20 protein-coding genes are annotated in these 22,808 nt (G+C 63.9%); 16 read left to right on the forward strand and 4 right to left on the reverse strand.

All coding sequences use genetic code 11. From position 1 onward, the window contains the following. Positions 1-183 precede the first annotated feature (183 nt). The 10 genes from GQY20_RS09735 to GQY20_RS09780 all read left to right on the forward strand — a co-directional run bounded on the left by GQY20_RS09735 (position 184) and on the right by GQY20_RS09780 (position 9,872). Positions 184-1,671, forward strand: coding sequence for an FAD-dependent oxidoreductase (locus GQY20_RS09735; protein ID WP_157216899.1), 1,488 nt, complete (start codon positions 184-186; stop codon positions 1,669-1,671). Between the two features lie 56 nt (positions 1,672-1,727). Beyond that, positions 1,728-2,312 carry a hypothetical protein gene (locus GQY20_RS09740; protein ID WP_157216900.1) on the forward strand — a complete coding sequence of 195 codons (585 nt, stop codon included), beginning with the start codon at positions 1,728-1,730 and terminating at the stop codon, positions 2,310-2,312. A 189-nt stretch (positions 2,313-2,501) separates the two neighbouring features. Next, positions 2,502-3,176 carry a hypothetical protein gene (locus tag GQY20_RS09745; protein WP_157216901.1) on the forward strand — a complete coding sequence of 225 codons (675 nt, stop codon included), beginning with the start codon at positions 2,502-2,504 and terminating at the stop codon, positions 3,174-3,176. 155 nt (positions 3,177-3,331) lie between these two features. Next, positions 3,332-4,360, forward strand: a complete 1,029-nt coding sequence (locus GQY20_RS09750) for an aspartate-semialdehyde dehydrogenase (RefSeq protein WP_157216902.1) — start codon at positions 3,332-3,334, stop codon at positions 4,358-4,360. A 13-nt stretch (positions 4,361-4,373) separates the two neighbouring features. Further along, positions 4,374-5,027: a DUF2238 domain-containing protein gene (locus GQY20_RS09755; protein WP_157216903.1), complete on the forward strand. Its 654-nt coding sequence runs from the start codon at positions 4,374-4,376 to the stop codon at positions 5,025-5,027. Continuing rightward, on the forward strand, positions 5,024-5,473 hold the full coding sequence (locus GQY20_RS09760; protein ID WP_157216904.1) for a GFA family protein: 450 nt from the start codon (positions 5,024-5,026) through the stop codon (positions 5,471-5,473). The genes GQY20_RS09755 and GQY20_RS09760 overlap by 4 nt, the downstream gene beginning before the upstream one ends. Then, positions 5,473-5,916 (forward strand): GFA family protein, encoded by a 444-nt coding sequence (locus tag GQY20_RS09765; protein WP_157216905.1) that lies wholly within the window; start codon positions 5,473-5,475, stop codon positions 5,914-5,916. Before GQY20_RS09760 ends, GQY20_RS09765 begins: the two co-directional genes overlap by 1 nt. Continuing rightward, positions 5,897-6,661, forward strand: a complete 765-nt coding sequence (locus tag GQY20_RS09770) for an alpha/beta fold hydrolase (RefSeq protein WP_157216906.1) — start codon at positions 5,897-5,899, stop codon at positions 6,659-6,661. The genes GQY20_RS09765 and GQY20_RS09770 overlap by 20 nt, the downstream gene beginning before the upstream one ends. A 110-nt stretch (positions 6,662-6,771) precedes the next feature. Then, positions 6,772-8,592, forward strand: a complete 1,821-nt coding sequence (locus tag GQY20_RS09775) for a M2 family metallopeptidase (RefSeq protein WP_157216907.1) — start codon at positions 6,772-6,774, stop codon at positions 8,590-8,592. 98 nt (positions 8,593-8,690) lie between these two features. Continuing rightward, positions 8,691-9,872 (forward strand): GGDEF domain-containing protein, encoded by a 1,182-nt coding sequence (locus GQY20_RS09780; protein WP_157216908.1) that lies wholly within the window; start codon positions 8,691-8,693, stop codon positions 9,870-9,872. A 75-nt stretch (positions 9,873-9,947) separates the two neighbouring features. Here GQY20_RS09780 and GQY20_RS09785 read toward each other — a convergent pair whose 3' ends face one another. Next, complete coding sequence (locus GQY20_RS09785) at positions 9,948-10,430, reverse strand: peroxiredoxin (RefSeq protein WP_157216909.1); 483 nt, start codon at positions 10,428-10,430, stop codon at positions 9,948-9,950. Between the two features lie 78 nt (positions 10,431-10,508). Beyond that, on the reverse strand, positions 10,509-11,462 hold the full coding sequence (locus tag GQY20_RS09790; protein WP_157216910.1) for a glycosyltransferase family 2 protein: 954 nt from the start codon (positions 11,460-11,462) through the stop codon (positions 10,509-10,511). Positions 11,463-11,512: 50 nt separating this feature from the next. On the opposite strand from GQY20_RS09790, the gene GQY20_RS09795 reads away from it, so the two are divergent. Continuing rightward, a complete protein-coding gene (locus GQY20_RS09795; protein WP_157216911.1) occupies positions 11,513-12,073 on the forward strand; it encodes a YqgE/AlgH family protein in 561 nt (186 codons plus the stop codon). Positions 12,074-12,190: 117 nt separating this feature from the next. Beyond that, entirely contained in the window at positions 12,191-13,612 is a 1,422-nt protein-coding gene (ahcY, locus tag GQY20_RS09800; RefSeq protein ID WP_157216912.1) for an adenosylhomocysteinase, read from the forward strand. A 101-nt stretch (positions 13,613-13,713) separates the two neighbouring features. On the opposite strand, the gene GQY20_RS09805 is transcribed toward ahcY, so the two are convergent. Continuing rightward, on the reverse strand, positions 13,714-14,685 hold the full coding sequence (locus tag GQY20_RS09805; RefSeq protein ID WP_157216913.1) for a 2OG-Fe(II) oxygenase: 972 nt from the start codon (positions 14,683-14,685) through the stop codon (positions 13,714-13,716). Between the two features lie 80 nt (positions 14,686-14,765). Next, positions 14,766-17,867, reverse strand: coding sequence for a TonB-dependent receptor domain-containing protein (locus GQY20_RS09810; protein ID WP_157217311.1), 3,102 nt, complete (start codon positions 17,865-17,867; stop codon positions 14,766-14,768). Positions 17,868-18,170: 303 nt separating this feature from the next. Between GQY20_RS09810 and GQY20_RS09815 the strand changes: the two genes are divergently transcribed. From GQY20_RS09815 to GQY20_RS09830, 4 genes are all read left to right on the forward strand, one after another. Beyond that, positions 18,171-20,537: a sensor histidine kinase gene (locus GQY20_RS09815; RefSeq protein ID WP_157216914.1), complete on the forward strand. Its 2,367-nt coding sequence runs from the start codon at positions 18,171-18,173 to the stop codon at positions 20,535-20,537. Between the two features lie 69 nt (positions 20,538-20,606). Then, positions 20,607-21,053 carry a tRNA (adenosine(37)-N6)-threonylcarbamoyltransferase complex ATPase subunit type 1 TsaE gene (gene tsaE / locus GQY20_RS09820; RefSeq protein ID WP_157216915.1) on the forward strand — a complete coding sequence of 149 codons (447 nt, stop codon included), beginning with the start codon at positions 20,607-20,609 and terminating at the stop codon, positions 21,051-21,053. Continuing rightward, the gene (locus GQY20_RS09825; protein WP_157217312.1) at positions 21,053-22,015 is read left to right on the forward strand and encodes an aminoglycoside phosphotransferase family protein; all 963 of its coding nucleotides are present in this window, start codon (positions 21,053-21,055) and stop codon (positions 22,013-22,015) included. The genes tsaE and GQY20_RS09825 overlap by 1 nt, the downstream gene beginning before the upstream one ends. Further along, positions 22,012-22,773, forward strand: a complete 762-nt coding sequence (locus GQY20_RS09830) for a nucleotidyltransferase family protein (RefSeq protein ID WP_157216916.1) — start codon at positions 22,012-22,014, stop codon at positions 22,771-22,773. The genes GQY20_RS09825 and GQY20_RS09830 overlap by 4 nt, the downstream gene beginning before the upstream one ends. Positions 22,774-22,808 lie beyond the last annotated feature (35 nt).

A 22,808-nucleotide genomic window follows, 5' to 3' on the forward strand; every position in this document is an offset into this window, starting at 1 on the left:
ACAGAGTCGTCGCCCCAGCGAAAGCTGGGGTCGCTCTCGACAGGCGACCCCGGCTGCCGGTTGAGAGTGGTGCCAGCTTCCGCTGGCATGACGCGGGGAAAAGCGCGAGCAGACCGATGCATGGAACCGGTAGAGCTTCTGCTGGGGTGACGAAGAGACAAGCCGAAGAAAAAGGATGTGGGAATGACCACCGATCCGTCGCGGGCCGTGGCGGCCGGCAGCATCGCCCAGTGGGATCATGAAACCGACGTCGCGGTGATCGGCTTCGGTGCCGCGGGCGCCTGTGCGGCGCTGGAGGCGGCCCGGGGCGGCGCTACGGTCACGCTCTACGAGGCGAGTTCGGGCAGCGGGGGCGCGTCCGCCATGTCGGGCGGCGAGATTTATCTCGGCGGATCGGGCGGCACGCCGGCGCAGCGCGATGCGGGCTTCACCGATGCGACCGAGGATCTCGAAGCCTATCTGATGATGGCAGGCGGCCCGGATGCGGACGCGGCGAAGGTCGGCCTTTATGCGCGCGAAAGCCTCGCTCATTACGAATGGCTGGTCGCCCAGGGCGTGCCGTATAAGGGCACCTATGTGCCCGGCAAGGTGATCGAGCCGGAAACCGATGACACGCTGATCTATTCCGGCAGCGAGGAAGCCTGGCCCTTCTCGGAAAAGGCGAAGCCCGCGCCGCGCGGCCATGTGATCCAATATATGGGCTGGGGCGGGGGCCGCCTGCTGGTCGACACGCTGGAAGCGCGGGCGCGCGAGGCGGGCGTCGACGTGCATATCGATGCGCGGGCGCGCGCGCTTGTCCGTGACGAGGACGGCACCGTCGTTGGGCTGATCGTGCGCGAGGACGGGCGCGAAAAGGCGGTCCGCGCGCGGCGCGGCGTCGTGCTGGCGACCGGCGGCTTCTGCATGAACCGCGAGATGGTGCGCCTCCACGCGCCGACCGCGCTGCGCTGCGATTCGCCGATCGGCACGATCGACGACGGCGTCGGCATCCTGATGGGCCAGTCGGTCGGCGCGCGCACCATCCACATGGACCAGTTCTTCACCACCTGCCCCTGGTATCCGCCGGAATCGCTGGTGAAAGGCATTTTCGTGAACGCCGCGGGGCAGCGTTTCATCAATGAGGACTGCTATCACGGCCGCGTGTCGCGCACGATCGTCGATCAGCCGGGCAAGAAAGTGTGGCTGCTGGTCGACAATGCGATCTTCGCTCGGCCGATGGAGCTGGCACGGGTCGACCTGACCGCCGTCGGCGAGACCTGGGAGGAAGTGGAGGCCGAGCTCGGCTTCGTTCCCGGCACATTGGCGACCAGCGTCGCCCAATATAATGCGCATGCGGCAGGCGGCGTCGATCCGATGTGGCACAAGGCGCCGAAATGGCTGAAGCCGCTCGACGAGCCGCCCTTCGCCGCGCTCGAATTCGATCTCGACAGCAGCTATTTCTCCTTCTTCACCCTCGGCGGGCTCGAGACGCTGCCGACGGGGGAGGTGCTGGACATGCGCGGGGAAGCGATACCCGGTCTTTACGCTGCCGGCCGCGTGACCTGCGGCCTGCCGCGCTGGGGCGCCGGCTACAGCTCGGGCATGAGCCTGGCGGACTGCACCTTCTTCGGCCGCATGGCGGGTAAGAGCGTCGCGGCGCGTGGAGCGGATACCGCCTTGGCGGCGGAATAGCCGGACCAGCGGCTCTCGGTTTGCTGCAATCCCGCCGGCCATGCCAGCCTCGCGGCATGAGCCAGATCGCCGCCTACAGCCCCGCCCTGATCCCCGCCGCCCGCACGCTTGCCGCGCGCGGCGCGCTCGACAAGGATCTCGCCACCGCCTTCGGCGTGCCCTTCACCACCATCCGCGCCTGGAAGCAGCAGCATCCCGACTTCGCCGCCGCCTGCCGCCTGTCTCCGGAGGCGGCCGACGCAGCCGTCGAACGCGCGCTGTTCCGGCTGGCCACCGGGCATGACCGTGAGACCGAGCAGCTTGCCCTGAAGGACGGCGAACTGATCCGCACCACCGTCACCGAACATGTCCCGCCCAACGACAAGGCCGCCACCTTCTGGCTGCGCATCCGCCGCCCCGAGCGCTGGGCCACACCGATGGTGATCCGACGGGCCGGACCCGACGATCTCACGCCTACCGAAGAGACGCTGCGCGAGATCGAGCATGTCGCCTATGAGGCCTGGTGCGCCGCGATCGACGGCGAGCCGGAGATGGAGGGCGACGCCGACACGCTCGCCCGCATAGACGCGCTCGCTCCTGCGGCTGCGCCTGCCGACGACACCGATCCTCTTCAGTTTCTCGCCGATCATCCTCCCCCGTAGGGGGAGGGGGACCAGCCGCAGGCTGGTGGAGGGGCTCACCTCCACTGCGGGCGCGTCGCCTGTCATACGCGGGAACCCCTCCACCGTGCTTCGCACGCGCTCGAGCGAGATTGTGTCCCCCGGACACAAACTTGGCGCGCTGGGAGCGCGCCAAAGCTCGAACGCCCTCCCCCTGCGGGGGAGGATGAAATGGCCGAACCGACGGCAAGCGATACCCTCCCTCATCGCATACACCCCCCTCTGCCGGCACCGATCACCGCACCCCTCGTCGCACCCATCGACGCCGATCCGCCCGCACCCGCAGCACGCTACGACCCCGCCTTCGTGCCCTTGGCCCGCGCGCTCGCCGGACAAGGCGCACTCGACCGCGATCTCGCCCATGCCTTTGGCGTCACCGCCACCACCATCCGCCAGTGGACGCTCCGCCACGCCGTCTTCGGCCAAGCCCTGCGCCTTCCCAAAGACGTCGCAGACGATGCCGTCGAAGCCGCCCTCTTCGCCCGCGCCATCGGCTACAGCCATGTTCGCGAGAAACTCCTGCGGAACGACGACGGCGACATCATCCGTACCCAGGCCCGCGTCGAAAGGCCGCCTTCGCTCACGGCCATCCTCTTCTGGCTCTCCCGCTGTCCCGACCACCGCTGGTCGCTGAACGCCCGCCCCGATCTCGACCCGGACGAAGCCGCCGCCCTCATCGCCGAGACCCGCGAACGCGTCGCCGACTATGATCTCCACCGCCGCCACTGGCGCACCCATGGCTGCGCCCCGCCGGGACGCGACGAACCCGAGCCGCCCGAGTGGCTATGGGACGAAGTGGAATTCGCGAACGAGAGCGACGAGCCGGATGGGTACGAGCAGGAGTGAGCGACGCTCACGTGCAACCTCCCGCCTTCCGACCCCTAGGATGAATCCCGCGCCTACCGATCCTATATCACTGCGCAGCCAGCCCGGTTGGCCGCGCTGCTGCAATAGGATATGGGCGCGCGCTTCGGATGCGCAGCGGAAAATGGAGACGAGCGATGGGTTACCGGGTCGTGGTTGCGGGAGCGACCGGCAATGTCGGCCGCGAGATGCTGAACATCCTGGCCGAGCGGGAATTTCCCATCGATGACATCGCCGTGCTCGCCTCCGCGCGCTCGACCGGCGACGAGATCGAGTTCGGCGAGACCGGGCGCATGCTCAAGGTCAAGAACATCGAATATTTCGATTGGGCCGGCTGGGATATCGCCCTGTTCGCGATCGGATCGGAAGCGACCGCCATCTATGCGCCCAAGGCCGCGGCCGCGGGCTGCACCGTGATCGACAATTCGTCGCTCTACCGCATGGATCCGGACGTGCCGCTGATCGTGCCGGAGGTGAACCCGCAGGCGATCGACGGCTATCGCAAGAAGAACATCATCGCCAATCCTAATTGCTCGACCGCGCAGATGGTGGTCGCGCTGAAGCCGCTGCACGACGCCGCGACGATCAAGCGGGTGGTGGTTTCCACCTATCAGTCGGTCTCCGGCGCCGGCAAGGCGGGCATGGACGAGCTGTTCGAGCAGAGCCGCAACATTTTCGTCGGCGATCCGGCCGAGCCCCACAAGTTCACCAAGCAGATCGCGTTCAACGTGATCCCGCATATCGACAAGTTCCTCGACGACGGCTTCACCAAGGAAGAGTGGAAGATGGTGGTCGAGACCAAGAAGATCCTCGATCCCAAGGTGAAGGTGGTTGCCACTTGCGTGCGCGTGCCGGTCTTCGTCGGCCATAGCGAGGCGATCTCGATCGAGTTCGAGAACGAGATTTCCGCCGAGGATGCGCAGAAGATCCTGCGCGAGGCGCCGGGCATCATGCTGGTCGACAAGCGCGAGGACGGCGGATACGTCACCCCCGTCGAATGCGTCGGCGACTTCGCGACCTATGTCAGCCGCGTGCGCGAGGATCCGACGGTGGAAAACGGCCTCGTCCTGTGGTGCGTAAGCGACAATCTGCGCAAGGGCGCCGCGCTGAACGCCGTCCAAATCGCCGAGCTGCTCGGCCGCAGGCATCTGCAGAAGGCGGCCTGACAGCGGCGCGGCGATGATCACCGGTCTTCGCAGCTGGCTGGCGCTGCCCCGTCGCCAGCTCGCGATGATCCTGTTGCTCGCCGCGGCGGTGGCGCTCGCCAACGTCGCTCAGCCCTTTCCGGACATCGCGCCGTTGCAGCATGTTCCTACCGTGCTGCTGATCCTCGCCGCGCCGTTGCTGCTCCGGCGCTGGCCGCTGTCGGACCGCTCCGTCCTCTGCCTGCTTCTGTTCTTCCTGCTGCACACGCTGGGTGGGCGCTACACCTACAGCAACCTGCCCTATGATCGCTGGGCGATGGCGCTTACCGGCCATGACATCACCGGCACGTTCGGCTTCGGGCGCAACCAATATGATCGTCTGGTCCATCTCGGCTTCGGTCTGCTCTTCGTCCCGCCAGTGGCCGAGGCGATGCGCCGCCACGCCGGCATGAGGCCGCGCGCCGCGCTTTGGACGGCGTGGCTGTTCGTGGGCGCGGTGAGCGCGCTCTACGAGATATTCGAATGGCTGCTCACCATGCTCGTCGCGCCGGGGATGGCGGACGAATATAATGGCCAGCAGGGCGACATGTGGGACAGCCAGAAGGACATGGCGATCGCGATCCTCGGCGCGACGCTGGCCATCGGATGGCAGGCGCTGGGGCTGCGCTCGAAAGGACGGCACGGATGAGCGAAACGCTCGAAGGCGGGTGCCAGTGCGGTGCGGTGCGCTACCGGATCGCCGGTCGGCGGCCACCCGTCTATGCCTGCCATTGCCGTGAGTGCCAGAAACAGTCGGCCAGCGGCTTCGGATTGTCCCTACCGGTGCGCGGCAGGGATTTCGAGGTGGCCGGAGTGACGGCCCGATGGGAGCGGGTAAGCGACGGCGGCGGCCGCACGAGCTGCTTCTTCTGTCCGAATTGCGGCAGCCGGCTTTATCATGTCTCGTCGGTCACCCCCGATCGGGTTACGGTGAAGGGCGGTTCGCTCGATGATACCGGCTGGCTGCGGCCCGTCGCGCATATCTGGGTCTCGCGCAAACAGCCTTGGGTGGTGCTGGATCCGGCGGTTCCCGCCCTGGAGAAGCAACCTGAGGATCTCGCCGGTTGGCGGCGCATGCTTCGAGGAGAAGGCTGATGAGCGACAGGATGACGGGCGGGTGCCAGTGCGGCGCGGTGCGCTATTCCGTCGGTATCGCCGACGACGACGCCTATCTCTGCCATTGCCGCATGTGTCAGCGCGCCGCTGGCAATGTCTCGATCGCGTTCAAGACAGTGCCACGCGCCGATGTGGTCTGGGACGGCGAGCCGGGCTGGTATGCCTCCTCGCCGATCGCCAAGCGGCCCTTCTGTTCGCGCTGCGGCACGCCGCTGGGCTTTGCCTATGACGATAGTGAGACGATGGATCTCAACGTCGCCACCTTCGACGATCCGCGCCGCTTCGTGCCGCGCCACCATTTCGGCATCGAGACCCGGCTGGATCAATGGCTGGATACCAGCGCGCTGCCCGGCTATCGGCTGGAGGATAGCCCCGCCACTGTCGAACGCTGGATGAAAGCCATTGGCAAACTCCCCGACTGATCTGCCCGTCCATCATTTCCAGTCGCATGGCGTCGACCTCGCTTGGCGCGAGACGGGCGCGGGCCGGCCGTTGATCCTCATCCACGGCTATTTCTCGAACGCCTATACGAACTGGATCCGCTACGGCCATGCCGCGGCGATCGCGGCGCGGGGCTTTCGCGTGATCATGCCGGATCTCAGGGCGCATGGCGACAGCGCCAAGCCTCATGATCCGGCATTTTATCCGCCCGACGTGCTGGCTGATGATGGCTTCGCCCTGATCGACCATCTCGGCCTCGCCGACTATGATCTCGGCGGCTATTCGCTCGGTGCGCGGACGAGCGCGCGCATGCTGGTGCGCGGAGCGCGGCCGCGCCGTGCCGTGCTGGCCGGCATGGGCCTCGCCGGCCTGCTGCACACCGCGGGGCGGGGCGGCTTCTTTCGCCGCGTGCTGACCGGCCTCGGCAGCTTCGAGCGCGGCTCGAGCGAGTGGATGACCGAGGCCTTTCTCAAGACCACCCAGGGCGATCCCGTCGCATTGCTGCGCATCCTCGATACGTTTGTGGACAGCAGCGAGGAGGAACTGCGCGGCATCGATCTGCCCGTGCTGGCGCTGGCCGGCGTCGACGACGACGACAATGGATCGATACGGGATCTGGCCGCGCTGCTGCCCCAGGGCCGCGCGATAGAGATTCCCGGCAATCATATGAGCGCGGTGATGAAACCGGAGCTGGGCCAGGCCATCGCGGATTTCCTCGCAACCTAGGAGCGTGACGCCGGCAAGTTGACCCGTCATTCCGCTCCGGTGAAGGATTGACCGCATCCCTTTTCCGGACGCACTGTTCCCGCAATCGAGAACGATGCAGGGGAAGCCCGATGAGATCCACCGTATCCGCGTTGGCGCTGGCCGCGCTGCTGCTCGCCGGCGCGCCGGCGCTGGGCAAGAAGGATAGCGCCGGCCAAGCCAAACCCGATGCCGACAGCTTCGTCGCCGACGCGGAAAAGCAGCTTGCCGCCGATTCCGTCCTGAATGCGCGCGCGCAGTGGATCAACGAAACCTACATTACCGACGATACCGATGCGATCGCGGCGGAATTCGGCGCGCGCAGCACCGAGCTCGGCGTGCGCCTCGCCAAGGAGGCGGCGCGTTTCGACGATGCGAAGAATCTATCCGAGGATACGCGTCGCAAGCTGGGCCTGCTGAAGCTTGGCGTCGTGCTGCCGGCGCCGGACACGCCCGGCGCGGCCGACGAGCTGAGCAAGATAACCACCCGGCTCACCTCCACCTATGGCAAGGGGCGCGGTACGCTGAAGGGCAAGGAGATCGGCGGCTCGGATATCGAGGCGGCGATGGGCAGCGATCGCAATCCTGCCGAACTCAAGGAGATGTGGACGAGCTGGCACGACGGCGTCGGCAAGCCGATGAAGCAGGACTATGTCCGCATGGTCCAGATCGCCAACAAGGGCGCCGTCGAGCTTGGCTACAAGGATGTCGGCGCGATGTGGCGTTCCGGCTACGATATGCCGCCGGAGGAATTTGCGCGGCTGATGGACAGGCTGTGGACGCAGGTGCGCCCGCTTTACGAGCAGCTCCATTGCTACACGCGCGCCAAGCTCAGCGCCAAGTACGGCGCCTCCGTGCAGAAGCCGACGGGTCCGATCCGGGCCGATCTGCTCGGCAATATGTGGGCGCAGGAATGGGGCAACATCTACGATATTGTCGCGCCCAAGGGCGCGGGGGCGATCGGCTACGACATCGGCGATCTGCTGCGCGCCAACAATTATGATCCGGTCAAGATGGTGAAGGCGGGGGAGGGCTTCTACACCTCGCTCGGCTTCGCACCGCTGCCGGACAGTTTCTGGCAGCGCTCGCAGATCGTGAAGCCGGCCGATCGCGAGGTGGTCTGCCATGCATCCGCCTGGGACATCGACAATATTGACGATCTGCGTATCAAGATGTGCACCAAGGTCGTCTCGGACGATTTCGTGACCGTCCATCACGAGCTCGGTCACAATTTCTATCAGCGCGCCTATAATAGGCAGCCCTATCTCTATAAGAATGGCGCAAACGACGGCTTCCACGAAGCGATCGGCGATTTCATCGCCTTGTCGATCACGCCGGACTATCTCGTCCAGATCGGCCTGCTCGATCCATCGAAGGTGCCGAGCGAGGACAAGGATATCGGCCTGTTGCTGCGCCAGGCCATGGACAAGGTCGCCTTCCTGCCGTTCGGCCTGCTCATGGACAAATGGCGCTGGGGCGTGTTCAACGGATCGATCAGGCCGCAGGACTATAACAATGCCTGGACGGCGCTGCGCCTCCAATATCAGGGCATAGAGCCGCCGGCGGACCGTCCCGACGATGCCTTCGATCCCGGCGCCAAATTCCACATTCCCGGCAACACGCCCTATGCGCGCTACTTCCTCGCTCGCATCCTGCAGTTCCAGTTCTACAAGGCGGCGTGCGACATGGCGGGCTGGAAGGGGCCGCTGCACCGCTGCTCCTTCTACGGCAACAAGGAGGTCGGCGCGAAGCTGAACGCGATGCTCGCCATGGGGCAGTCCAAGCCATGGCCAGAGGCGCTGGAGGCATTCACCGGCAGCCGCGAGATGGATGCATCGGCGATGCTCGCCTATTTCGCACCGCTGACGGCGTGGCTCGAAGAGCAGAACAAGGGCCGCACATGCGGCTGGTGAGGAGCCGTGCGGGCATGGCTATCCGAACGAGGGAGTAAAAGCTGTTAACCATTTCGGATTAAACGCTCGTCCAATCGAGTGGGACGGGTGGGGATCCGATGAAGCCGACGCTCTATCTGGCGGTGGCGCTGTTTTTGATCAGCGCGATGTCCAGCGTGATGTTGATGGTCGCGTGGCGGCGCTTCGGCAAGCCCCCGCATGCAGTGACTTGGAGCATCGGTTTTGCCTGTGCCACGATGATGTTCGCTATCCGGATCGGCGTCCGTCCGGAGGAGGGGCATCCGTTGCTCTGGCTTTCGGCCAACGGCCTCGGCATGCTTTCGGCGGTGTTCCTGACCGTCGGCCACCGGCAACGGGTGGGCGCGCCGCTTCTGCTCGTTCCGCTCTTCGCCGGCTGGATCGCGGCGATGGTGGTGCTCGGCTATGCGACGCTGATCTCTCCCCATGTCGGTATGCAGCGCGGCGTCGGACCCGGCTATGCCGCGATCGTGATCGCGCTGGGCGTCCACGGCCTGTTGCAGGTCGATCGCAGGCTGACCGCAGTCGAACTCGCCGGTGTTTATGTTCTCGGCCTCTTCGGAGCGATCGAGGCGGCGAGCTTCGTGTTCGGCCTCGCCCAGGGACAAGCCGGCGATCCCGCATTGATGGAGGTTTATAGCAACACGCGCGCGCTTGCCTTGCCCGCGCTTCATGCCTGTGTCGGCATTTTCCTCGCTTTCCTTGTCGCGGACGATCTGGCGACCCAGATGCGCCAGCTGGCGTCAACCGATCCGCTGACCGGCATCGCCAACCGTCGGGGCTTCGAGATCGCCGCGGCCGGCGAATTCGCCCGCGCCGTCCGCCGTCGGCAACCGCTGGCGGTGGTCATTGCCGACATCGACCGCTTCAAGGCGATCAACGATGTCCATGGCCATGATGGCGGCGATCGCGCCCTGCAGGCTTTCGCCGATCATTGCCGCCAGGCGTTGCGGGGTCAGGATGTGCTCGGTCGTCTCGGCGGAGAGGAGTTCGCCATCGTGCTGCCCGATACCGGATGTGGCGAGGCGATGGCGAAGATCGAAGCGCTGCGGCTGTCGCTGTCCGCCTGCCGCTGTCCGGCCGTCGCCGGCAAGGCAATGACCGCAAGCTTCGGCGTGGCGATGCGGGAAAATGAGGACGAGTCGATCGGCGACATTCTGCGCCGGGCCGATCAGGCGCTTTATTTCTCGAAACGCCGCGGCCGGAATCGCTCGACGCTTTATGGGGAGGAGACGCCGAAGCGGATCGTCCGCGCTGCCTGATCCCGCCTCTCCCGAAAAGGAAAACGGGGTGCGGCCGTATCGGCCACGCCCCGTCCCGTTACCGCTCGGCGCGAATCAGAGCTGCCCGAGCATATAATCGGCCGAGCTGACCTTGAACTCGCCCGGCGCCTCGACATTCACTTCCGTCACCACGCCGTCGTCCACGATCAGCGAGTAGCGCTGGCCACGCGTGCCCATGCCGAACTTGCTGCCATCCATGGTGAGGCCCACCGCCTTGGCGAAATCGCCATTGCCGTCGGCGAGCATCGTCACCTTGCCCTCGGTGCCGGCATTCTTGCCCCATGCGCCCATTACGAACACGTCGTTGACGGCAGTGCAGGCGATGGCGTCGATGCCCTTGGCCTTGAGCTCGTCCGCTTTCTCGATGAAGCCCGGCAGATGCTTGGCGGAGCAGGTGGGCGTGAACGCGCCCGGTACGGAGAATAGCGCGACCTTCTTGCCCTTGAAGAAGCTGTCGAACTCGACCGGCTCGGGGCCGTTCTCTGTCATCGTCATGAAGGTGGCGGTAGGAAGCGGATCGCCGGCTTTGATCGTCATGGCTCTCTCCATTCAGGCTGGAGAGGTGCGCTTAGCGGCTCAGCGCGGCGATTTGAACCGTGCGACTCGCTACGACGCTCAATGCTGCTCATATTGCCTGCGCCGATAATCGAGCATCGGCTTGGCGATGGACGGAAGGGCACGCATCAGCGGCATCGCGATCCGCCAGCGTAGCGAGCGGCGCTCGACGCCGGAGCTGTCCAGCAGGCGCAGGCCTGCTGCGACCTGGCCGGACCGGATCAGCAATTCGCCTTCCTCCCATTGGATCTGCCGACCTATCTGTTCCGCCATCGCCGTTGCGGTCGCCGCCTCCGGCCGCTCGGGAAGGGCTTCGGCCGCCTTCTCGTAGACGATCCGGGTCATGCGCAGCATGCCGAGTGTGTCGGAGGACAGCGATCCGGCCCGGCGGCGATAGCGCACCAGCGGCTCGGGCAGATAGGCAGCAGACCAGCCGGCGCCGAGCATGCGCACCCAGAGATCGAAATCCTCGGCGGTGCGCAGCAGCGTGTCGTAGCCGCCGACCGCTTCGAACGCCGTCCGTCGGATGGTCGCCGCGGTGAAGACGTTGAACCGGCGACGCAGCACCTTGTCGAGCGTGATTGGCGTCTCCTGCGCACAGTAATCGGAGAAAAGGCGTCCGAGCCGTATCGGAGATCCGAAGTAAGTGGCATCGCAGCAGACGAAGCCGAGCCCCGGATCCGCTTTCAGCGCCGCGACCATCCTCTCGAGATAGTTGGGCTCATAGATGTCGTCGCCGTCGAGCAGGGCGATCAGCCCGGAGCGTGCGGCGGCCACACCGCGGTTGCGGGCGACCGATACGCCGCCATTGTCGGTCTGGAGAAGGCGGACGCGAGGGTCGGCCGAGAACGGGGCGAGCGCGCCTTTCACGTCGTCGGGAGCGCCATCGTCCACCACCACAGCTTCCCAATTGGCGAAGCTCTGGGCCTGCAGAGAGGATAAGGATTCCGCGACGTAACGAGCCAAACCATAGGCTGGGATGATGACGCTTATGGCGGGCGCGGAAGGCTTCATGTACACCCGGCAATGGATCTAATATTGCATTGCACCGTATAACGAGGCGAATGTCTGCACCAGCCTATCTTTGCGGCCAACTGCTGCTGGCCATGCCGGGAATCGGTGATTCCCGCTTCGAACGGGCGGTCATCGCGATGTGCGCCCATGACGAGAATGGCGCGCTCGGAATCGGAATCGGCCGCACCGTTCCCGACCTCGGCCTGCACGGGTTGCTCGGTCAGCTCGATATCGACCCTGGCGTGGCACCCGATGCGCCCATTCATATCGGCGGACCGGTCGAGCCCTCGCGGGGCTTCGTCCTCCATGGCATCGATTGGGGCGGGGAAGATACGATACATGTCGGCTCGCGCTGGGCGCTGACCGGTACGGTCGACGTTCTGCGCGCGATCGCGGAAGGGAACGGCCCGAGCCGCTGGATCGCTGCGCTCGGCTATGCCGGCTGGGGCGAAGGCCAGCTCGACGAGGAGATGACCCGCCATGGCTGGTTCGCGACGCCGGGCGACGATTCGATCGTGTTCGATGCCCCCGCGGCGGCGCGCTGGACGAAGAGCTTCGCAGGTGCCGGCATCGACATCCGGCTGCTGGCACCGACGACCGGTACGGCGTGAGCGCACAGGTCGGCGCGGCGGAGCGTGTGCCGCGAGAGATATAAAGATATCTTTATATTTGCATTTCCGTTGGTCGGCGGCTATGCGGACGGCGATAAACCCATCAGGAGCGCTCCTATGGCTACCGCCATTGCCGACGATTTCACCGACTATCTCGTTCACGACATCAGCCTCGCGGCGTTCGGCCGCAGGGAGATCGAGATCGCCGAGACGGAGATGCCGGGCCTGATGGCGCTCCGCCAGGAGTTCGGCCCGTCGCAGCCGCTGAAGGGCGCGCGGATCACCGGCTCGCTGCATATGACGATCCAGACCGCGGTGCTGATCGAGACGCTGGTCGCGCTCGGCGCGCAGGTCCGCTGGGCGACCTGCAACATCTTCTCGACGCAGGACCATGCCGCCGCCGCCATCGCCGCCGCCGGCATTCCGGTGTTCGCCGTGAAGGGCGAGACGCTCGCGGAATATTGGGATTATGTCGGCGACATCTTCAACTGGGGCGCCGGCGGTGACGGCACCACCGCGAACCTGATCCTCGACGACGGCGGCGACGCCACCATGTTCGCGCTGTGGGGCGCCAAGCTCGAGGCCGGCGCGACCATGGGCGAGCCGGAGAATGACGAGGAAGTCGAGTTCCAGCGCGCGCTGAAGGCGTTCATCGCGAAATATCCGGGCTACCTCACCGAGACGGTGAAAAATCTGAAGGGCGTCTCGGAAGAGACCACCACCGGCGTCCATCGCCTGTACGAGATCGCCAAGCGCGGCGAACTGCCTTTCCCGGCGATCAACGTCAACGACAGCGTCACCAAGTCGAAGTTCGACAATCTCTATGGCTGCAAGGAATCGCTGGTCGACGCCATCCGCCGCGCCACCGACGTGATGTTGGCCGGCAAGGTCGCGACCGTCTGCGGCTTCGGCGACGTGGGCAAGGGCTCGGCTGCTTCGCTGCGCAACGGCGGCGCCCGCGTGCTCGTTACCGAGATCGACCCGATCTGCGCGCTGCAGGCGGCGATGGAGGGCTATGAGGTGGTGACGATGGAGGAGGCGGTCACCCGCTCCGACATCTTCGTGACCGCCACCGGCAACGCCGACGTGATCACCGCCGATCACATGAAGGCGATGAAACCGATGTCGATCGTCTGCAATATCGGCCACTTCGACAGCGAGATCCAGATCGCGGCCCTTTCCAACTACAAGTGGATCGAGGTGAAGCCGGGCACCGACCTGGTCGAATTCCCGGACGGCAAGCAGATCATCGTGCTCGCCAAGGGCCGCCTGGTGAACCTTGGCTGCGCCACCGGCCACCCGAGCTTCGTGATGTCGTCCAGCTTCACCAACCAGACGCTTGCCCAGATTGAGCTGTGGACCAAGTCCGAGCAGTATGAGAACAAGGTCTATGTCCTGCCGAAGCATCTCGACGAGAAGGTGGCCGCGCTCCACCTCGAGAAGTTGGGCGTGAAACTGACCAAGCTCACCCCCAAGCAGGCGGCCTATATCGGCGTGACCACCGAAGGGCCGTTCAAGCCGGATCATTATCGCTACTGATCACTTCGGCATGTAACGATGGGGGCCTTCGCTGGAATGGTGGAGGCCCTTATTGTTAGTTAAGCTTAGAAGAGCTCTCAAAAGGGGAAGGGCTCAGGATTTCAACTGGTTGCGGATAGATCGATCGGAGCTTCCCTAATCCAACGCGATGCGAGGTATTTGGATCCTCTTTTCACCGGCAGTCCCGCATGCATCATACGTTGTTCCGGTTGGCCGTTGGGTGTGACGTTACAAAAGAGTATGGCGTCTCCGGCGTTTCCGCGAAAAGAGATGCCGAGTTCCGGAAAATAGGTTTCACCGCCGTCATAGCCGGAATTGAGATAGGCTAGGAGCGTCCACTTCCGTTGATTGCGACCCTGCGGCAGGGCATCAGAGTGCAATCGATATTCTTGGCGTCGCACATAGCGCAAAATCTGCAAGGGTTCGCCTTGCGCTACTTCTGTACCGCTTATTCTCGCGAAACGCCGATTTAGCGCGTGGATCGCTGGACTTTCTCGTAAGAGGGGAAAGCTTGCTGCGTCAGAAGTCCGGATCGGATTCGCTATGCGAAAGCCGCTGCGAGGGTCGACGACTGTCGCTGGCGCGAAAAGGGGCGTGGCGCGACGAATGAGGAAATAGCATTCCTCCTGCGTCAACAGTTGCCGGAAGATCATGATATCCGGCGACGCCTTGATGGTTCCCGCCGCGATTGACGAGAGGCTGTCGCCGTGATCGTCTAGATTCATCGCCTCGATCAGGTCGTGCTCCCGCTTGGCGTCGGGGTCTCCTGCAGACAATGCGGTGAGCCGCCGCATCGCCTCTCTCCAGTCGCGTCTTCCGCCCGCCCCGTGGGCACGGAACGCGAGCGAGATGGTTTTGGCCTGCAAATGCCCCGCATCTGCAGCGCGTTGGAAAAGTGTGTCAGCCAGGGATAGGTCACGTCCGACGTGATGTCCGGCCAACCGCCAGAGCGCGAGCAGGAATATTGCCTCCCGATCACCTGTGACGATGGCCCCTGCAAGCAACGCTAGCGCTTCTTGAATGCGGCCCCGATCGGCGAGTTGACGGGCTCTTTCAGCGATGTTTTCCGTCATCGCTAGACTTATATCTCTGGCTGAAAATGATCGAAAGCCCCGATGCTCGGAGCGAGCACCGGGGCCGACGAGAGGCGCGACTAGAAGTTGGCCTTGAAGCCTGCGTAGAAGAATCGGCCTACGTTGTCGTAAATTCCGCTACCTGCGCCGACACCCGTAAGGCCGTAAGGCGGCATCCGATTTGTGACGTTATCGATGCCAAGATAAAAGAGATAGTTTTTGTTGACCTCAACTTCTGTACGGATGTCGTGGTAGAAAACAGCCGGATAGAAATGGATCGGGAACGCGTCTGGATTTTGAGGCGGACGGCCCTGGACGCTGAAGAAATCTTCATATTCGTTCGGAACCATCTTGCCGATATAGCGCATCGTGTAACCGAAGGTGACCGGCCCGGTCTTGAAGTCCACGTCCCAGGTGAATTTGTCCCGGGGATATGGCAGCTCATACATCAGCTGGTTTGCATATTTTGGATTGGTCGGATCAAAGAACTGGTCGTTCTGAAGATAGTGCGTCCAGTTGAACCGGGTGTTGAACAAGCCGATACCTTCGAAGTGCCGCCTGTAGCCAACGTCGATATCGAGGCCGCGCACCTTGAGCTTCGCATAGTTGAGGAGGATCTGCTCCAATGACCCCTCGAGAATTTGATATGGCTCCTCTCCTAGGGGGCCGCCGCCCGCTCCCGCGCGCTGGAACAACGAACAGAATGTGTTGTCCGGATTCTGCAGATCATAACAGGCATTAGCGATCTGCTGTGCCGTCGGGCTGGTGATCACGTCATTGACGGTGATGTTGTAATAATCGATGGACGCAGTCAGGCCCGGAATGAACTTCGGCTGGATGACCACGCCGAGTGTCCAAGAATCGGATTTCTCCGCCTTCAGATCCCGGTTGCCTCCGGAGACGATCTGAAGGGACGAGGTGTATTGATAGTTGAAATCGCTCGGAATTCCAGCCGCTCGGCAATTGGCTGCCCGATATTGAGTGCCGGTCTGGATCTGGTTCAGCGAACAAGGATCTTCAAATCCGGGCGCGAAATTCTGTCCGGGCTTCGAGTAGAGTTCCACCAAATTCGGTGCGCGGACGGAGCGGCCATAGTTGCCGCGGAAGCGAATTCCGGAAACGGGCGCCCATTCGACCGTGCCATTGTAAGCATAAACCGTTCCTGTCGAGCCTTTGTAATGTGAAACGCGTCCGGCACCGCTGATTGTCAGCTCTTTAATGAACGGAAGATCCTTGAGAATTGGTGCGCTTATTTCTCCAAATCCTTCTGTCACTTCGAAGGAGGGCGGATTCAGTTCCGGGATGGAATTATAGAAAGTAAGGCCGGCCGTGACGATATCATCCTGCTTGTAATAAGCAGTCTCGCGCCGATACTCGGCGCCGACGGAGAGCGCGATGGGGCCGCCAGGCAATTCGAACCACTTGCTCGTGTCGCCTGAGATGTAGCCGTTGAAATCGAGCTGCGTGATCTTGCCCCGAGCGGTCGTATTCTGCAGGATATAATTTTTCGCTGCCTGACTGACATTGCCCGCGCCGAACAGGTTGACCGGAACGCAGTTGGCAACGTCGTTTGCCAAAGTTGCCGCTGCGACGGCAGGGTCGGCATTTCCGTAGGCGATGCGGGCAGCAGGATCGATCGTGGCACGGCATACGATGTTGCCGTTGGCTGTGCCCGTCAAATATTTGCCCTCGTCGACTGCGTCGATCGCCAGCAGATAGCGCTGAAGATTGACGTTGCCGATCACCTTGGTTCGTTCACGGAATTCGCCGTAGTTCCCAGAAACTTGATATTTCCAGTTGTTACCGAGATCGCCGTCGATTCCGGCTACGAATCGGTAGGTCTGGCGACGCGAGATTTCGTCGCGAACGCCAAAATCCGTTACCGTTCGGCTGAAATCGAAGTCGAAGTCGTCATCCGTCGCGGGATTCAAGCCGTTGAGCTGGAAGATCGTATTGCGAGCTTGCGTGGTCAGATAGGGATTCGCGGTGTTGAATGCCTCGCGAGCGTCATTGAGCGTGCCAAGCCCGGTGAAGAAGGGGCCAGCGGTACTCCCGCGGCTGTCGATGCGAACATATTTGGCTTCGAAGAAGGGTTTGAACGCGTCGCTGAAATCATAATGGCCCATGACGTTGAAATTGTAACGATTCACTATGGGCTGGAGGATGAGTAGCTTGTCTTCACGTCCCGTCGAGCCGTTTCCCCCGATGTAGCGCGTGTCGAACAGATCGGAACCAGTGAGGTATCCGGTCTGAGGCGTGAGTGTGCCATCGGGCTTGAAAAGATAGGTAAAAAGATTCGAGTCGGATACATGTCCCGCCTTACAGCAGAACACGACATCGCCGCCGTTGTTGTAATAGGGGTAGCGGACGCCGTTGTAGAATTTGGTGTCGAAAACGCCATCCGAAGGGGAGGTTTCGTCGACGTCAACCGTTACCCACTGGCCGTTCCTGGCTATGGATGGTCGATCCGAACCATAGGCGGATCCATGGTGCGAATATTCGGCGCTGAAGGTCAAGTTGCCTCGCCCATCGCCAAAGTTGAAGCCGCCCAAGGCGCTCAGGAAAGCTTCGCCGTCATCGCCATATTTGCTGATACCATCCTGTCCGCGGATTTGCAGGCCTTCGTAATTACGCTTCAGCTTGAAATTGACGACACCTGCAATAGCGTCCGAGCCGTATACGGCCGAGTTGGCGCCGGTAACGATATCCACGCTCTCGATCAGATCCTGGGGAATCGTATTGATATCGGGCGAAGCGGCATTCAGCAGTATATCGCTCGCGACATGCCGGCGGCCGTTGACCAGCACCAGCGTACGCTGTGTGCCGAGGCCGCGCAAATCGAGCAGATTGAGGCCGGTAGTGCCGAGTGAGTTGGTCGAATTCGCCTGGGTTACGGTGCTGTTCAACTGCGGAAGTCGACTCAGCGTATCGCCAATCGACGTTTTGCCCGTGTTGAAAAGCTGGTCGCTGGTGACGGTGACTACGGGAACGGGAGATTCGAGATTGGGGCGGGCAAGCCGTGTGCCCGTCACGACGATGGTTTCGTCAGAGGTCGTTTCGCTGCCCGTCACAACCGGAGCGGACGTATCTTGAGCGAGCGCTGGGGTTGCCGACAGTGCCGCAAGGCTTGCGATAGCGAGTGAACGCAACGCGGTAGCGCTGCACAAGCGTACCTTATTCATCATATGTCCCCTGTTATCTGGCCAGTTTGATCGCCCCCACGACCACAAACTAAACCTGTACTTCGACGATACGTTTTAACCTTGCGAGTTCAAGGCGATGGTGGACCATCGGCAAGTTCGTTGAGGTGTGTTGCATTGCTGCAACACGGTGTTGGCATATGTCGTCTACCCCGCAAAGGTTAATTTTGGAGACAGCTTGGTATATTCCGCTTGCAGATCGAGTGGGCGGTGGATTCTCTGGTCGCCGACGGTGGAAATAGGGGTAGGACGAATTATGGCGATCGGGCGGATTTTTCCTTTCGCATGACCGCGCTCGATGGGACGACGGGAGCACTCGTCGCGATCTTTCTGGCGCTCTGGACGGCCGCTGCGGTGATCGCAGTGGTGTTCGGCCTGCGCCGTGCCATGTATGCGCGCGGAGCGGCGCAGGAGGCGCTGCGGCTTTCGGCTCTTCTCGGCTGCGCGCCGGCTGCCTCGGCGATGGTGGGGTCGGATGGCAAAATGGAAGCGGACGGCCGGCTGGCCGACTGGCTCGGCCTCGCGCGTGCACCGCGCGTCCTGACAGATTTGGCCGGGCCGGCGTTCGGCCTGGTCGACGACGATGCGGCGGCATTGTCTCGCGAGGTTTCCACGGCACAGCGGTCGGGACGGGCCTTCACCCGGCCGGTGCATATCCAGAATTCCGATCGGGTGTTGATGGTGCGCGGTCGGCTGGCTCCGCAGGCCGAGCTCGGTGCGGGCATCGTGCTGCTGTGGTTCTTCGACGTCACCGACATGCAGGCGGAAATGGCGGATCTGCGTGGTGAGAAAGCGCGGCTTGCGCGTGCGCTGGATGCGATCTCGCGTGTGATCGAGGAGGCACCGTTTCCGATCTGGCATCGCGGGCCCGACCTTAGGCTCAGCCTCGTCAACCGATCCTATGTGGACGCGGTGGAGGGGCAGAGCGCGGCGGATGTGATCGCGCGCGGGCTCGAGCTGGTAGAAGCCATTGACGGGCGCACGCCGCTTGCCACGGCTGCCGAAGCGCGCGAGAGAGGGCATGGCGAGATCCACACCGTGCCCGCCACGATCCGGGGCGAGCGCCGGATGATCCGCATCGCGGACGTTCCGCTCGGGGGGGCGGGGGTGGCGGGCTATGCCGTCGACGTCGAGGATCTCGAGGTCGCGCGGTCGGATCTCAACCGCTTTGCACGCGCCCAGCGCGACATGCTGGACCGGCTTTCCGCTGGTGTTGCCCAGTTCGCGGCAGATCGGGGCCTGGTTTTCTCCAACGACGCCTTTCACCGCCTGTTCGCCCTCAAGCCCGAATGGCTCGGCGACCGCCCCGAATTCGATCGCGTGCTGGAACGCATGCGCGAGACCGGGCGCATCCCCGAAAGCCGAGATTTTCCAAGCTGGAAGGCCGAGCGTCGAGGATGGTTCACCGCGACGTCGAATGCGATGGAGGAAAATTGGCTGTTGCCCGGAGGGCTGCACCTGCGCGTCGTGGCGCAGCCTTTGCCGGACGGCGGTCTGCTGCTGATCTTCGAGGATCGCACCGAGCAGGTGCAACTCGCCTCGGCGCGCGATACGCTGCTACGCGTGCGGACCGCCACTTTCGACAATCTGTTCGAGGCCGTGGGCGTCTTCGCCGCGGACGGCCGCCTCCATCTGTGGAACAACCGTTTTCGCGATGTCTGGAATTTCGAGGAAGAGGAGCTTGCGGCGCATCCACGCGTCGACGCGCTCGTCGAGGTGGTTGCGAAAAAGCTGGCCAATCCGTCGCGCGCCAGCATCATCCGCGAATTGGTTCGGATCGCCACGGTCGATCGGCAGCAGCGCGGCGGGCGCGTCGCGCTGACCGACGGGCGCCATTTCGAATTCGCCGTGGTGCCGCTGCCGGACGGCAATGCGCTGTTCACGATGCTCGACATCACCGACAGCCGCCGGATCGAAGCGGCGCTGCGCGAGCGGACCGACGCACTGGAGGAAGCCGATCGCGTCAAGACTGCCTTCCTCGCCAACATGTCCTATGAACTGCGCACGCCGCTCACCTCGATCGGCGGCTTTGCCGAGATGCTGTCCGGCGGCTATGGCGGGCCGCTCGACGATCGGGCGAAGGATTATGTCGATCTCATCCTCCAGGCGTCGGCACGGCTCGGCGCGCTGATCGACGATATTCTCGACCTGACGCAGAGCGAGGCCGGCGCGCTGCCGATGGCCGAGGAGAAGGTGGATCTCACCGCGCTGGTCAGCGAGGCGGGACAGGAAGCGGGGGACCGCGCGCGCGCCAAGCCGCTGGATCTGGTGGTGGACATCGCAAAGTCGGTCGGCACGCTGGTCGGGGATTCGCGGCGGCTGCGCCAGTCCGTCGACCATCTGCTGCGCAATGCCATCGCCTATACGCCGGCGGGCGGCAGGGTTCTGCTCTGCGCGGAAGGCGACAAGCAGGAGGCGAGGATCATCGTGTCGGACAATGGCCCCGGCATCGATCCGCGCCAGCGCGATCGCGCCTTCGATCGTTTTCACCGCGTCTCCCCGGAGGAGGACAGCCATCGCGCCGCGCTCGGCCTCGGCCTGCCGCTCACCCGGCAATTCGTCGCGGCGCACGGCGGCACGCTGGATCTGCAGAGCAAGCCGGGAGTAGGCACCACCGCCATCATCCGCCTGCCGCGCAAACGATCGGCCTGAACATGGCTTCCGCCTTTGACGCCATTTTCACATTGACCTCGACGCCATGGGCTCGCACGCGGCTCAGCCATGCTTCTGCTCGCCGATCCTCTCGCTACTGAAGCGGCCGGAGCCGCGCTGGCTGCCGTCCTGCAGCCCGGCGACGCCGTGGCGCTGCATGGCGATCTCGGCGCGGGCAAGACCACTTTCGCGCGCGGACTGCTGGCCGCGCTAGGGTTGCCCGGCGAGGCGCCGAGCCCGAGCTTCGCCATCGTCCAGGCCTATGCGCCGCCCGAGGTGCGAATTCCCATTTGGCATGTCGATCTGTACAGGATCGAGAATCCCGAAGACGCGCTGGAGTTCGGGTTGGACGATGCCCGGCTGGATACGGCGCTGCTCATCGAGTGGCCGGAACGACTGGGGCCGCCATTGTGGCCGGATACGCTGCATCTGCGTTTTGAACCGGGTCCGGACGATGTGCGGCGCTTGACTTGGCAGGCGCCGGCGTCATGGGAGGCGCGATGGCCGCCCCGATGATGATACCGCCCGATAGCGCTCCTGGCTTTCTTGCCGCCCATGGATGGGCCGGCGCCGAAATCCTGCCTCTGGCGGGCGACGCCTCCTTCCGTCGTTATTTTCGCGTGGTCGCGCCCGGCCGGCGGGCGGTGCTGATGGACGCGCCTCCGCCGCACGAGGATCCGCGCCCGTTTCTGTCCGTCGCGAGGCATCTCGCGTCGCTCGGCTTCGCGCCGCCCGCGATCCTGGCGATCGATCTGGAGCAGGGCCTCGTCCTGCTCGAGGATTTCGGCGATGCCCGCATGGCCGAGGTGATCGCCGCCGAGCCCGCGCGTGAACGTCCCGTCTATGAAAAGGCGATCGATCTCCTCGCGGCGCTGCACAAGCACGCCGCGCCAGCCGATCTGCCGCCCTATGACCGGGAGGTCTATCAGCGAGAGGCAGGGCTGTTCATCGAATGGTATGCGCCGGCGCTGGATCTGAAAATCGATGCCGAGGCCTATCGCACGGCATGGGATACGGCACTGGCGCCGCTCGGTGCCATCGCGCCCGTCACCGTGCTGCGCGATTACCATGCCGAGAACATCATGCTGCTGGAGGACGATCGGCTGGGGCTGCTCGATTTCCAGGACGCGCTTGCCGGCCATCCGGCCTATGATCTGGTCTCGCTGCTGCAGGATGCGCGGCGGGACGTGCCGGCCGATCTCGAATCCGTCATGCTCGCGCGCTATCGCGCCGCGATGCCGTTCGATGATGCCGCTTATGCGCTGCTCGGTGCCCAGCGCAACGCCAAGATTCTCGGTATCTTCACCCGTCTCTGGAAGCGGGACGGAAAGCCGCGCTATCTCAAATATCAGCCGCGAGTCTGGGGATATTTGGAGCGCGACCTGATCCATCCCGCGCTCGCCCCGGTGCGAGACTGGTTCGACGCCAATATTCCTGGAAAGTATCGCGCTGCCGCGTGGGAGCCACTGCCTGCATGAGTCGCTACAGTAAGCCGCTTGCCCTCCGCCCCAATCCGGGCGGCAAGCCCCTGGAAACCGCCATGGTGCTGGGCGCCGGCCTGGGCAAGCGTATGCGCCCGCTCACCGCGACCCGGCCCAAGCCACTGGTCGAAGTGGCGGGCAAGCCATTGCTCGACCATGTGTTCGATCGCCTTCGGTCCGCGGGGATCCGCAAGGTGGTGGTCAACGTCCATTATCTGGCCGACGCGCTGGAGGCGCACCTGCGCACGCGTGTGCAGGACATCGAGGTTACCGTCTCCGACGAGCGCGGCCACTTGCTCGAAACCGGCGGTGGCGTCGCCAAGGCATTGCCGCTGATTGCGGACGATCCCTTCGTAGTAATCAACAGCGACAATTTCTGGGTCGACGGGCCGATCGACGCGCTCCGCCTGCTGGCAAGCCGCTGGGACGATGTCGAGATGGATGCGCTGCTGCTGGTCGTTCCGCTGGCACGGGCCAATTGCCACACGGGTTCAGGGGATTTCCACATGGATGCGTTCGGGCGCCTCACCCGGCGCAAGCCGGGGCGTGTCGCACCCTTCGTCTATACCGGCATCCAGCTGGTCTCGCACCGCTTGTTCGAGGACGCGCCCGAGGGCGCTTTCTCGACCAACATCCTGTGGGATCGGGCGATTGCGAAGGGCCGCGCCTTCGGTGTCGTACATCAGGGCCTCTGGTTCGATGTCGGCACGCCCGGCGCGATCAAGGCGACCGAGTCGATGCTCGCCGACAATTGACAGGGCTCCGGGCTGGATCGGGCGAAGATCCTCGC

It is taken from the genome of Flavisphingomonas formosensis (assembly GCF_009755815.1).
Taxonomy (GTDB): domain Bacteria; phylum Pseudomonadota; class Alphaproteobacteria; order Sphingomonadales; family Sphingomonadaceae; genus Flavisphingomonas; species Flavisphingomonas formosensis.